The organism is Streptomyces sp. NBC_00104 (genome assembly GCF_045160825.1).
Lineage (GTDB): Bacteria > Actinomycetota > Actinomycetes > Streptomycetales > Streptomycetaceae > Streptomyces.
In genome coordinates, this window is sequence record NZ_CP108215.1 from 3,439,305 (window position 1) to 3,451,851 (window position 12,547).

Genomic DNA, 12,547 nt, shown 5'->3' on the forward strand with positions numbered 1-12,547 from the left:
GGGGGCATCTGCGGGCAGGGGGGCGCGCGTGGACATACCTGAACGGGGGAGGGCCGCGGACAACCGGCCTTATTTCTTTCTGAGTTACGCCCACACCCCGCCCTGGGGGCCGGGCGGCGGCGACCCGGACCACTGGGTGCACGTGCTCTTCAGGGACCTGTGCGACCACATCATGGCGCTCACCGACCTGCCCGCCGGCGCGGCCGCGGGGTTCATGGACCGGGAGATGCGCTCCGGGGACGGCTGGCCCGACAAGCTCAGCGAGAACCTCTCCCTGTGCCGGGTGTTCGTGCCGTTGTTCTCCCCGAGGTACTTCACCAGCGAGATGTGCGGCCGGGAGTGGTACGCGTTCAACGAGCGCATCGTGCAGGCCAAGACCGCCGGAGCCGGTGACGTCCCCGCCATCGTCCCGGCGCTGTGGACGCATGTCCCCTTCGACCAACTCCCCGATTCCGTACGGCACATCCACATCGAGCACTCGCCCTTCGGGGAGCGGTACCTGGCCCACGGGATCTACGGGCTGATCAAGCTCAAGCGGCTGAAGGACGAGTACGACGAGACCGTGCTCGCGCTCGCGCAGCGGATCGTCCGGGTCGCCCACGAGTCACCGCTGCCGTCCAGCCGCCCCCGCCCGTACGAGACGACGCCCAGCGCCTTCAAGCCGCGTGGTGAAGGCCCCCGCAGCATCCATCTGACCGTGGCCGCGCCCACCCGCGACACCGTCCCCGAGCACCGCGACACGCGCCCGTACGGGGAGGACGCGCGGGACTGGAACCCGTACCACGGCGAGTCGACCCGGCCGCTGCCAGCGCTGGCGGAGGAGCTGATCCGGTCGCTGGACTACCGGATCACCGTCTCCGACTTCGACGACGGACATGTGGTCCCCGATGTGCCGGCCCCCGGTGGGCCCGACGGGCACGGGGCCGTCGCGGCGGCCCAGCCCGGCCACCCGGCGATCCTGCTGGTCGACCGCTGGGCCGTCCACGACGAGGAACGGCGGAACCGGCTCCGGGAGTTCGATCACGCCGCCCACCCGTGGGTGAGCGCGATCGTGCCCTGGAACCGCGCCGACCTCCAGTGCCACGGTGAGGAGGGGCAGCGGCTCACGGCCGAACTGGAACGCGTCCTGCCGAACATCCTGGAGCACGGGCGCCGCACCGACTGCCGGGTGGCGGTCGCGGGTGTGCCCACGCTGAAGGCGTTCACCGATGTCCTGCCGTCCGTCGTGGCGCACGCCACCCGGCAGTTCCTCAGGAACGCCGCCGCGCATCCGCCCCCGGGCCCCCGAGGGCCCCGGCCCCGCCTGATGGGCCCTCATCACCCGCCGCCTTCCGACGCGGGTCCCGACCACGGAGGAGAAGCATGACTGCCCGGCAGGACGGACGGATCATCACCTTCTACTCGTACAAGGGCGGTACGGGGCGCACGATGGCCCTGGCCAACACGGCCTGGATCCTCGCCGCCAACGGCAAACGCGTGCTGACGGTGGACTGGGACCTGGAAGCCCCCGGGCTGGATCGTTTCTTCCGCCCGTTCCTGGACCCGAACGCGCTCGCCGCCACCACCGGGGTCATCGACATGATCACCGAGTACTGCTGGGCGGCGACGACCGGAGCACCACGCTCCGGACCCTGGCACCTGGAGTTCGCGCGGGTCGAACAGCACGCCGTCTCGCTCACCCCCGAACGGCACGGCTTCTCCTTCCCGGACGGCGGCTCGCTGGACTTCCTGTCCGCGGGCAAGCAGAACCGGGACTACTCCGCGACCGTGTCGTCGTTCGAGTGGGACAACTTCTACGAGCGGCTCGGCGGCGGCCTGTTCCTGGACGCGCTGCGGGACGACATGAAGGCGTCGTACGACTACGTGCTCATCGACAGCCGTACGGGGCTCTCGGACAACGCGGACATCTGCACGATCCACATGCCCGACATGCTCGTCGACTGCTTCACCCTCAGCGACCAGTCGCTGGACGGCGCCGCCGCCGTCGCCCGCAGTGTCGAGGACGGCTACCACAAGCGGCGCATCCGGGTGCTGCCGGTGCCCATGCGCATCGACGAGGGCGAGAAGGAGAAGGTCGACGCCGGACGGGCGCTGGCCAAGCTGAAGTTCGAGGGCCTGCCCAAGGGGCCCGGCGGCGAGCAGCTGGGCGCCGAGGAGCTGAACGGGTACTGGGGCCGGGTCGAGATCCCGTACCGGCCGTACTACGCGTACGAGGAGACCCTCGCGACCGTCGGTGACAAGAGCGGCATCGCGAACTCCCTGCTCTCCGCCTTCGAGCGCCTCACGGCGGTGGTCACGGACGGCGAGGTCACCGAGCTGCCGCCCATCCCCGAGCAGGTGCGGCTGCGCTGTGTGGAGGCCTTCACCCGGCGGCGGCCGCTGACCCGCGCGGTGGACGTCGTCGTGGTGTACGCGGCCGAGAACCGTATGTGGGCGGAGTGGGTGGAGGCGGTGCTCCGGCTCTCCGGCTGCGACGTCACCCTGCACGACGTGGCCGTCGGGGCGCCCGAGCGACCCGATCCGGCGACGCAGGTGATGGTCCTGATGTCGAACGCCTTCCAGAAGGCCCGCACCGCCGGGGAGGTCTGGCGCTCCCTCTCCGACGGCCTGCCGGACGTTCCGTACGCCGCGCCCATCATCCTGCGGGTCGACGAGCCCCGGCGCTCGGACGCCTACTTCGACGGCGAACCGGTCGACCTGCACCGGCTCGACGAGGCCGCGTGCGTCCGGGCTCTGCTGGGCGCGCTGTCGCTGCCGGAGCGGCCCGCGGAGAGCGGGACACCGGGCCCGCGTTTCCCGGGCAGCGTCCCCAACGTGTGGAACGCGCCCCAGCGCAACACCACCTTCACCGGCCGGGGGATCATCCTCGACCGGCTGCGCGAGCAGCTCCGCGGCGGTCTGTCCGTCGTGCTGCCGCAGCCCCAGGCACTGTTCGGGCTCGGCGGCGTCGGCAAGACGCATGTGGCCCTGGAGTACGTGCACCGCTTCATGGCCGACTACGACCTGGTGTGGTGGATCTCCGCCGAGGAGATCGACAACGTCGTCTCCTCCCTCGCCGAGCTCGGTTCCCGGATCGGCGCGCCCGGCCGTGACGACATGGCGCAGGCGAGTCAGGAAGCCGTGCAGATGCTGACGCGCGGAGTGCCGACGCGGCGCTGGATCCTCGTCTTCGACAACGCCGACGACCCCGCGGAACTGCTGCCCTACCTCCCCACCGGGGGCGGCGGCCACATCCTGGTCACCTCACGCAACCAGGCCTGGACACAGCAGGGTTCGGCGCTGCCCGTCGATGTGTTCCAGCGCCAGGAGAGCGTCGAGCACCTGTCCCGGCGGGCCCCGGGTCTGAGCGCGGAGGAGGCCGACCGGGTGGCGCTCGCGGTGGGCGACCTGCCCCTCGCGGTGGAGCAGGCGGGGGCCTGGCTCGCCGAGACGGCCGCCCCCATCGAGGAGTATCTGCGGCTGCTCGCGGAGCAGACCACCGCCGTGCTGGACCTCAACCAGCCCGCCGACTACCCGGAGACGGTGGCCGCGACCTGGAACGTCTCCATCTCCCGGCTGAAGGAGCGCTCGCCCGCGTCGGTACGGCTGCTGCAGCTGTGCGCGTTCATGGCTCCGGAGCCGATCTCCTCGTATCTGCTCTACAGCAAGGAGATGATCGACGAACTGCGCAAGGTGGACGGCACCCTGCAGGAGAGCCTGATGCTGGGCAGGGTCATCCGTGAGATCGCCCGGTTCGCCCTCGCCAAGGTCGACCAGGTCAGCAACAGCATCCAGATCCACCGGCTGGTCCAGGCCGTGATCCGCTCCCAGCTCACCGAGGAGGAACAGCGGACCGCCCGGCACGTCGTCCACACCGTCCTCGCGGGCGCGCGCCCCGACGGCGACGAACCCACCGACGACCCCGAGACCTGGCCGCGCTTCGAGGTCATCTGGCCCCATCTGCGCGCCGCCGACGTCCGCAACTGCGTCGAGGTCGAGCCCCGCAGGCTGCTCGTCGACCGGATCCGGTACCTGTGGAAGCGCGGCAACTTCCCCGAGGCCCAGCAGCGGGCCGAGGAGGTCCTGGCGCACTGGCGGACCTTCCTCGGCGAGGACGACGTGCAGTACCTGTACCTGCGCTGCCAGCTCGCCAACGTGCTGCGGTCCCAGGGGCGTTACGTGGAGGCCTCACGGCTGAACGAGGAGGTGCTGGAGCACCAGCGCCGCGTCCTCGGCGCCTCGCACCCGCACACCTACATCACGGTCTCGGGTCTCTCCAGCGACCTCGCCGCCCTCGGCGAGTACACCAGCGCGGTGGAGCTGGCCCGGGAGGCCCACGACGGCTTCAGCCAGATCTTCCACGAGTCGCACCCGCGCACGCTGAGCGCGGCGAACAACCTCGCGCTGACGCTTTGCATGGTGGGCCGCTACAGCGATGCCCGCGACCTCGACCAGGACACCTACGACCGGCGCAAGGAGGTTCTCGGCCCGAACCATCCCTACACCCTGGCCTCGGCCTCCCGTCTCGGCCGCGACCTGCGCGAGGTGGGCCGCTACAGCGAGTCGGTGGACCTCCTGGCCCAGGCCTACGAGGCCCACAAGCGCACCCTCACCAAGGATTTCCCGGGCACGCTGAGCTGCGCGAAGTCCCTCGCCGTGTCGTTGCGCAGGGCCGGCCTGTTCGAGGACGCCCATCGTCTGACGGTGGCGACCCAGGCCCAGTACCGGGCCCAGTACGACGCGCCCACCCCCGACTCGCTGGCCTGCGACCTGAACAGGGCGGCCGATCTGTACGCCGCCGACGAGCGGGAGAAGGCGCGGCAGGTCGCGCGGGCGGCCCTCGCCGAGTACATGAACGTGCCGGGCGAGCGGCATCCGTACACCCAGGCCGCGCTGAACAACCTGGGCATCTACCACTGGGCGTGCGGCGACGTCGGCGAGGCCGAGGCCGTGTTCCGGCGGGTCACCGAGCGCATGGCGGACGTCCTCGGCGACCAGCACCCGCACACGCTGTTCGCGCGCGCCAACCACGCGAACGTCCTCGCCGACCAGGGCCGGCCGGCGGAGGCCTGGGCGCTGGAGGAACCGGCGCGCGACGCGCTCCTGCACATCCTCGGACCGCAGCATCCGGAGGCGCTCGGAGTGGTCTCCAACTCGACGCTGACGCTGCGCGCGCTCGGCCGGACGCAGGAGGCGGAACGGCTCCGGCAGGACACCCTCGCCGAACTCCTGCGCCAGAGCAGGCAGATGGGTCCCGACAACGGGATCACGCAGCTGGTGTCCGGGGAGCGCCGGGTCTACCGGGATCTGGAGCCGCTGGCGGTGTGACCCGTACGCCGTAGCGCCCGGCGGTGTGCCCCGTACGCCGTGGCGGTCGACGGTGTGCCCCGTGCGCGTCGGCCCGACGAGCGTCAGACGGGCCGGGAGACCGACCTGGGCAGGTCGGTGAGGAGCCAGCTCAGGATGGCCGGCAGCGCGCGGAGCGCGGCGAAGTGGGCGGCGGTGGGCTCCAGGACGGCGGTCGCCCGGGGGATGCGCGCGGCGAGCCAGGAGGAGTGGGCGGCCGGGGAGAAGACGTCCTTCGCCCCGTGCCAGAACAGCACCGGCACCCGGATCTCACCCGGTTCGAACCCCCACGGGGCGGTGAGCGCCAGCGCGTCGTCGATCCAGCCGTAGGGCGAGGTCCGCAGCGCCTCGTGGTAGTTGCGCAGCAGCATCGAGCGGATGCCGTTGTCGGAGACGATGATCCGGTCGTCGTCGGTGAGCTCGCCGCGCAGTTCGTCCAGCAACCGTGCCGGGTCCGAGCGGATCGCGGCGGAGCGCGGAATCATCCCGGCCGCGAACCGCTGGGGATCGGTGAACGCGGTGCGGAACTCCCGGACGTTGGACGGCGCCATCCCCGCGAACCAGTCCAGGCCCGCCGCGTCGCGCGGCGCGAGCGTGACGAGCGCCGCCGCCCGCGTCACCCGGTGGGGCAGCCGCGCGGCACACGCCAGCGCGTGCGGGGCCCCGGCGGACCGTCCCACCACCGCGAAGCGGTCCAGTCCCAGCGCGTCGGCGACGTCGGTCACGTCGTCGACGACGTCCACGATCCGGCGCCCCGCGCGACGGTCCGACCCTCCGTACCCGGGGCGGTCGTAGCTGATGAGGCGCGCACCACGGTGATAGAGGTACATCGACCTCGGCCTGGGGCCCACCCTGCTGCCGGGCATCCCGTGCAGCAGGAAGACCGGCCGCCCCCGCGGATCCCCCGAGCACTCGACCCGTAACCACCGCCCGTCGGCCGTCCGGACATGGTCCAGCGCCCGCACGAGGTCCTGCACCGCGTTCCCCCTCCCTCGGTCCGTGGACCGGGATAACGCTGCCCGAACCCTTCCCGTGTGCACAGACGGCGAAACGAATACGCAGGTCAAGCGGTTCGGTGTGCGGTCCGGTCCAGCCCGGTCCGGTCAGCGTCGTCGGCTGCCGCCGCGACGTGCGCCCCCGTCGCGCGCACGGCTCGCGCCCCACCGGCACCAGGCCCGACGCGTGTCTTGACTTCACCATCCCTGGACGTCAGATTCGAGGCTCCGCACCACGTCCGGGGCGCAGGGGAATGCCGCTTCCCGGGGGAACAGCACGGCCACCCGTCCCTTCGCGAGGCTGGAGCGTCCTGCATGTCCAAGAGCGCGGATCCTGGGAGACGTACGGGGGCCGAGGCGGGCCCCAGCCGGCGGCGGGTGCTCGGTACGGCCGCGGGGGCGGGGGCCGCGGTCGCGGCGGGCGGGGTCGCGGGGAGTCCGGCCGCCGCCGCCGCACCGCCCCTCCTCGGCACCTACGACGTCGTCGTCATCGGCTCCGGCGCGGCCGGGATGACCGCCGCGCTCACGGCGGCGAAGCAGGGGCTGAGTTGTGTCGTCGTGGAGAAGGCGCCGACCTTCGGGGGGTCCGCGGCGCGGTCGGGGGCCGGGATCTGGCTGCCGAACAACAGTGTCATCAAGGCGGCCGGGGTGCCGGACACGCCGGCCAAGGCGGAGCGGTACCTCGCGGCCGTGGTCGGGGACGACGTGCCCGCCGACCGGCAGAAGGCGTTCCTCGACCACGGGCCGGCCATGCTGTCGTTCGTCATGGCCAACAGCCCGCTCAGGTTCCGGTGGATGGAGGGGTACAGCGACTACTACCCGGAGCTGCCGGGAGGCCTGCCGAACGGACGGTCCATCGAGCCGGACCAGTTCGACGGGAACCTGCTGGGCGACGAGCTGGCTCGGCTGAATCCCGCGTATCTGGCCGTACCGGCCGGGATGGTGGTCTTCAGCGCCGACTACAAGTGGCTCGCGCTGACCGCCGTGAGCGCGAAGGGGCTGGCCGTCGCCACGGAGTGCCTCGCCCGGGGTACGAAGGCCGCGCTGCTCGGGCAGAAGCCGCTCACCATGGGGCAGGCGCTGGCCGGCGGGCTGCGGGCCGGGCTGCTCGGTGCCGATGTGCCGGTGTGGCTCAACACCCCTTTGACGGACCTGTACGTGGAGAACGGGGCGGTGACGGGAGCGGTCGTCACCAGGAACGGCTCCCCCGGGCTCGTCCGCGCCCGCCGGGGCGTCGTCGTCGGCTCCGGCGGCTTCGAGCACAACGCGGCCATGCGGGCGCAGTACCAGGAGCAGCCCGTCGGGACACAGTGGACGGTGGGGGCGAAGGAGAACACCGGGGACGGGATACGCGCCGGTCAGCGGGTCGGCGCCGACCTCGCGCTGATGGACGACGCCTGGTGGGGGCCCGCGATCCCCACCCCCGGCCAGGCGTGGTTCTGTCTCGCCGAACGCACGCTGCCCGGTGGGCTGTTGGTCAACGGGGCCGGCGCGCGGTTCGTCAACGAGGCGGGGCCGTACAGCGATGTCGTCCACACGATGTACGAGCGGGACACCCCGTCCGCCCCGCACATCCCGGCCTGGCTGATCGTCGACCAGAACTACCGCAACCGGTACCTCTTCAAGGACATCGCGCCGACCTTCCCGTTCCCCGACGAGTGGTACGACGCCGGGGCCGTCCACAAGGCGTGGACGCTCGACGCGCTCGCCGGCGCCATCGGCGTCCCCGCCGCCGCCCTCCGCTCCACCGTCGACCGCTTCAACTCCCTTGCCAGGCAAGGGGACGACCCGGACTTCGGGCGCGGCGACAGCGCCTACGACCACTACTACACGGACCCGTCCGTGCTCCCCGACTCCTGCCTGGCGCCCCTGTGGCTGCCGCCCTACTACGCCCTGCGGATCGTCCCCGGCGACCTCGGCACCAAGGGCGGTCTCCTCACCGACGCCCGCGCCCGCGTCCTGCGCCCCGACGGCAGGGTGATCCCCGGCCTGTACGCGGCGGGCAACGCCAGCGCCGCCGTGATGGGCCGCAGTTACGCGGGGGCCGGCTCGACGATCGGACCGGCGATGACGTTCGGGTACGTGGCCGCGCTGGACATCGCCGGGAAGCTGTAGGTCGACCCGGGTTCAGCCCGGGTGCCGTAGGTCGATCCATGGGATCGTGTCGCCGTCCAGCAGGTAGCGCTCGGTCTCCACGAAACCGTGGTCGAGCGCGAACCGCAGGCCGGCCGCGTTCGATTCCAGTACGCAGGTCTCGATCACCCGGGCGCCCAGCTCCCGCGCCCGCCGCAACGCCCGCTCGTACAGCTGCTCGCCGAACCCCCGCCGCCGGTGTTCGGCGAGGACGCGGGCGATGACCGTGGCCGTGGCGGTGTCCCCCTCGGGCGGGCGGACCGTCGAATTGCCGACGAGGACGCCGTCGGCGTGGGCGAGTTCGAGGTGGTTGCGTACGGCGCGCTCGCGGACGTCGTCGAGGGAGAGGAGATGGGCCGGGATGATCGTGTTGTGGACGTACCGCCAGGCTTCGAGTTCCTCGTCCCCGGCGGTGCCGTCCACGCGCTTGATGTCGAGGTCCGTCACGGCGTCAGCGTAGACATCGCCCGTAGCTCGGCATCCTCCGGGCTCACCTCGTCGTCGAGTCGTCGTCGAGGAGGGCGTACGCCCGTACCGGGAACGTCCCCATGCCCTCGACGGCCGGCGGTGCGGCATGGAAGCGGAAGCCCTCCGGGGGCAGTTGCTCCAGGCCCCGCAGGTGTTCCACGACGGGGATGCCGGCGGCGAGCAGACCGGTGTGGGCGGGGCGGGTGCCGTCGTCGGTGTCGTCGATGTTCAGGGAGTCGATGCCGACGAGGACGGCGCCCTGCTCGACCAGCCGGGCGACGGCGCCGGCCGTGAGGTAGGGGTGGCCGTGGCCGTACGCGTCGGTGCCCCAGTGCCGGTCCCAGCCGGTGTGGATCAGCACCGCCCGGCCCGCAACGTCGTACGGCAGCAGCGCCTCCCGGTCCACGGCCCGGCGCCCGCCGGCGTCCTGGACGCGTACGACGACGCCGTCGAGGTCCGTGAACCTCTCGATCGGCAGCGCGGCGAGGTCGTGTCCGCCGCCGAAGCGGTGGAAGGGGCTGTCGAGGTAGGTGCCGGTGTTGGACACCATCGAGATACGGCCCATGGCGAACTCGGTGCCGGCCGCGTAGATCTCCCGTGAGGCCTCCCGGGTGAGGTGATCGCCGATCTCGGGCCCGGGGAGGCCGGGGTAGGTGATCATCCCGTGCCGGATGGGATGGCTGAGGTCGACGATCCGCCGCTGCTTGCTGCTCATGCCCCGATCCTCCCTGCAGTGCCACTTCATCACAAGCAAGATTTACTGAAGCGGCACTACAGTACGGCTTATGGAACTGGATCCCCGCCGACTGCGCGTCCTGCGTGCGGTGGCGTTGCGCGGTGGCGTGGTGGACGCCGCCAAGGTGCTGCATCTGACGCCGTCGGCCGTGTCGCAGCATCTGGCGCAGCTGGAGCGGGAGGTGGGTCAGCCGCTGGTGGACCGCTCACGGCGCCGGGCGGGCCTGACCCCGGCGGGGCGGCTGCTGGCGGCGCGGGCCGAGCGCATCGAGCACGAACTGGCGGAGGCCCGCCGTGAACTCGCCGAGCTGACCGGCCGTTCGACCGGGCCGGTGACGGTCGCCGCGTTCTCCTCGGCGGTGTGCCATCTGCTCGTCCCGGCCCTGAGCGCCCTCGCCCGCACCCACCCCGGGCTGGAGCCGAGGGTGGTGGAGGCGGAGGGCCCCGAGGCCCTGCGCGAGCTGCGGACCGGCGGCCTGGACCTGCTGGTCGTCGAGTACGACGGCGACGATCCCGATCCGGACGAGCAGTGGCGTGACCTGGCGTCCGCGCCGGTCGCCGACGACGCGTACCAGGTGATCACCCCCGCCGACTGGTCTCCCCCGCCCCGCTCGGTCAGGGACCTGGCCGACCGCCCCTGGGTCGCCGCCCCACCCGGCACGGCGTGCGGCCGCGCCCTGGCCCGGATCTCCGCCCAGTACGCCTTCACCCCGCACCGCGCCCATACCGCACTGGAGTTCCCCACCACGCTGGCCCTCGTCCGGGCGGGCCTCGGCGCGGCCGTGGTCCCCACCCTCGCTCTCACCGACGCCCCGCCCGAGACCGTGGCGCTCCCGACGGTCCCGGTCGCGGGCCACCGCCGGATCGCGGCGGTCTGGCCGGCCTCTCCATCCGGCCCGCAACCCCGGACATCAGCGCTGGTGGAGGCCCTCCAACAGGCCGCTGTGAGCCTGGGGTCGCCGCCCGCGCCATGAAGGGGCGCGGGGCTGCGGCAGGTGCGGCTCCGCCGCGTGGGTCGAACTGGCCTCCGGGGCCCGGACCACGCACAGGATGCGTGTCGCCGCCCCCGGGTCGAGTACGCCGGGGACCAGCTCGCCCGAGACCGTTCGGGGCGCGCGGCCGAACGGGCTCACACCCGCCCAGTCCACTGCTCGGACAAGTACGACCTCCGGGGCGTCGGCACCCACGAGGCCGGGCACGTCTTCGGCCTGGACCATGTCGAAGGCTCCGATCACAGCAACCTGACCATGTACCCGAAACTCGGTGAGTGCACGGAGAAGTGGCGCACGCTCGGCTACGGTGACGTGCGCGGCCTGCGCAGCCTCTACTGACATGAAAGGGGCACACATGACCACCGCGTCCCGTGCTCGCGGCCGGCGGGTGCCGCAGGGCATCCTCACAGCGTTGTTGCTCCTCTCGGTGTCGGCATGCTCCGCATCGAGCGACGACGGCGGCTCCGCCTCCTGCGCCGACGGTGTCCAGTTCCGTGGCGAGCTCTACACCCGGGTGTCCCACCAGGACTTCACTGTGGGCGACAAGGTCGAGGGCGTACAGGAGAACAGCTGTGACGACACCGGTGACGAGTCGTCGTCGGAGTCCACCGACGCGCAGTCGTTCACGGCGTTTCGCATCGGGGAACTCGATGCGGGGATGGCCATCGCGGTGAAGGACACTCCCGCCAACCCCGACCGCGAGGACGGGCTCCACCTGTATGTCCTGCAGCAGGACGGCGGTCACCCGAAGAAGGCGAAGGAGTTCCTCGACTCGGGGCGTTGAGCCGGGTTCTCGGACAACTGACGGGGAGGGGTACGAGCCCGGGGTACGCAGGCTCGCCCTCCTCGTCACGCCGGGGCTCTTGCAGTCCGAGGAGTATGCGCGCGCGGTGTTCACCATGTGGCGGCCGTTGCTGCCGGACGAGGTCATCGACGAGCGGGTGATGGCTCGCCTCGCCAGGCAAGAGATCTTCGCTCGGTCGCCGCAGCCCACCATCAGCTTCGTCATCGAAGAGTCAGTGCTTCGGAGGCCGCTCGGGGGTCGGGCGGTCATGCGGGGCCAGTTGGAGCACATCCTGCTCTACGGGCAACGCCGCAATGTCGAAATCCAGCTGATGCCAACCGAGTTGGAGGAGCACGCTGGACTTGAGGGTCCCTTCACCTTGATCGAGACGCGCGACGGGCGCAGGATCGCTTACGTGGAGGGATACAAGGACAGCCGTCTGCACACGGAGCGCAAGGCAGTCCGGGAGATCGAGGAGCAGTACGGCATCCTCAGGGCCCAAGCGCTCACCCCGCGCGCATCACTGACCTTCGTCGAGAAGTTGCTGGGAGAACAATGAACGCCGAGAAGTCCCCCGCCGCCGTGCCCGCGTCGGCCTGGTTCAAGAGCAGCTACAGCACGGGCTCGGGCGGCGAGTGCGTCGAGGTCGCCGTCTGCCCCCACACCGTCCGCGTGCGCGACTCCAAGGACATAGCCCGCCGTGGCCTCGCGGTCGACGCGGCGGCCTGGACCGCGTTCGTCGGCTTCGCCGTCCGGTAGGGCGTCGGGTCTGCCCCTGACGAGGTGTCAGGGGCAGACCTGTGTCCGGCAGGATCCTCCCCGCGCACAGCCCCTGCCCCACGAACGGCGGCGTGAGGTGGGCGGCGTCGCCGAGCAGGAAGACCCGGCCGCGGCGCCACCGGTCGGCGATCCGGGCCCGGAAGGTGTACGCCGACTGCCGTACGACCCGGAAGTCGCCGGAGGAGGAGTCTCGGGGATGTCCACCCAGGGCGCGACCAGCTCACGCAGCCGTTCGTGGTCGAGTTCCTCCCCGTCCCGCAGCCGGAACTCCCAGCGGTAGCGGTCCTCGCCGACCCGCCTGGCGATGCCCCTCGGGTGTCCCGGGCCCTCTTCCG

At 71.8% G+C, this 12,547-nt stretch carries 10 protein-coding genes and 2 pseudogenes; 8 read left to right on the forward strand and 4 right to left on the reverse strand.

All coding sequences use genetic code 11. The annotated features are described in order from the left end of the window. Positions 1–28 precede the first annotated feature (28 nt). Both OG272_RS14920 and fxsT read left to right on the forward strand, forming a co-directional pair. Positions 29–1,366, forward strand: coding sequence for a TIR-like protein FxsC (locus OG272_RS14920; RefSeq protein ID WP_326583021.1), 1,338 nt, complete (start codon positions 29–31; stop codon positions 1,364–1,366). Then, entirely contained in the window at positions 1,363–5,307 is a 3,945-nt protein-coding gene (gene fxsT / locus OG272_RS14925) for an FxSxx-COOH system tetratricopeptide repeat protein (protein ID WP_405893605.1), read from the forward strand. The genes OG272_RS14920 and fxsT overlap by 4 nt, the downstream gene beginning before the upstream one ends. Before the next feature lie 83 nt (positions 5,308–5,390). Here the strand turns inward: fxsT and OG272_RS14930 are convergent, their stop codons facing one another. After that, complete coding sequence (locus tag OG272_RS14930) at positions 5,391–6,302, reverse strand: alpha/beta fold hydrolase (RefSeq protein ID WP_326583019.1); 912 nt, start codon at positions 6,300–6,302, stop codon at positions 5,391–5,393. A gap of 333 nt (positions 6,303–6,635) precedes the next feature. Between OG272_RS14930 and kstD the strand changes: the two genes are divergently transcribed. Next, on the forward strand, positions 6,636–8,435 hold the full coding sequence (kstD, locus tag OG272_RS14935) for a 3-oxosteroid 1-dehydrogenase (protein ID WP_327729875.1): 1,800 nt from the start codon (positions 6,636–6,638) through the stop codon (positions 8,433–8,435). Between the two features lie 12 nt (positions 8,436–8,447). Here the strand turns inward: kstD and OG272_RS14940 are convergent, their stop codons facing one another. Both OG272_RS14940 and OG272_RS14945 read right to left on the reverse strand, forming a co-directional pair. Further along, the gene (locus OG272_RS14940) at positions 8,448–8,900 is read right to left on the reverse strand and encodes a GNAT family N-acetyltransferase (RefSeq protein WP_328222971.1); all 453 of its coding nucleotides are present in this window, start codon (positions 8,898–8,900) and stop codon (positions 8,448–8,450) included. A 43-nt stretch (positions 8,901–8,943) separates the two neighbouring features. Next, positions 8,944–9,636, reverse strand: coding sequence for a cyclase family protein (locus tag OG272_RS14945; RefSeq protein WP_328222972.1), 693 nt, complete (start codon positions 9,634–9,636; stop codon positions 8,944–8,946). 70 nt (positions 9,637–9,706) lie between these two features. Between OG272_RS14945 and OG272_RS14950 the strand changes: the two genes are divergently transcribed. The 5 genes and pseudogenes from OG272_RS14950 to OG272_RS14970 all read left to right on the forward strand — a co-directional run bounded on the left by OG272_RS14950 (position 9,707) and on the right by OG272_RS14970 (position 12,191). After that, positions 9,707–10,630 (forward strand): LysR family transcriptional regulator, encoded by a 924-nt coding sequence (locus OG272_RS14950; protein ID WP_326583015.1) that lies wholly within the window; start codon positions 9,707–9,709, stop codon positions 10,628–10,630. Between the two features lie 36 nt (positions 10,631–10,666). After that, on the forward strand, positions 10,667–10,987 hold the full coding sequence (locus tag OG272_RS14955) for a matrixin family metalloprotease (protein ID WP_328222973.1): 321 nt from the start codon (positions 10,667–10,669) through the stop codon (positions 10,985–10,987). 16 nt (positions 10,988–11,003) lie between these two features. Further along, entirely contained in the window at positions 11,004–11,432 is a 429-nt protein-coding gene (locus OG272_RS14960) for a DUF6281 family protein (protein WP_328222975.1), read from the forward strand. A 55-nt stretch (positions 11,433–11,487) separates the two neighbouring features. Continuing rightward, positions 11,488–11,991 (forward strand): annotated as a pseudogene (locus OG272_RS14965) (DUF5753 domain-containing protein); the annotation flags it as partial. Further along, entirely contained in the window at positions 11,988–12,191 is a 204-nt protein-coding gene (locus OG272_RS14970) for a DUF397 domain-containing protein (RefSeq protein ID WP_326583012.1), read from the forward strand. The pseudogene OG272_RS14965 and the gene OG272_RS14970, both read left to right, overlap by 4 nt. Positions 12,192–12,249: 58 nt before the next feature. Here the strand turns inward: OG272_RS14970 and OG272_RS14975 are convergent. Then, a pseudogene (locus OG272_RS14975) lies at positions 12,250–12,509 on the reverse strand (FAD-dependent monooxygenase); the annotation flags it as partial. Positions 12,510–12,547: the final 38 nt, after the last annotated feature.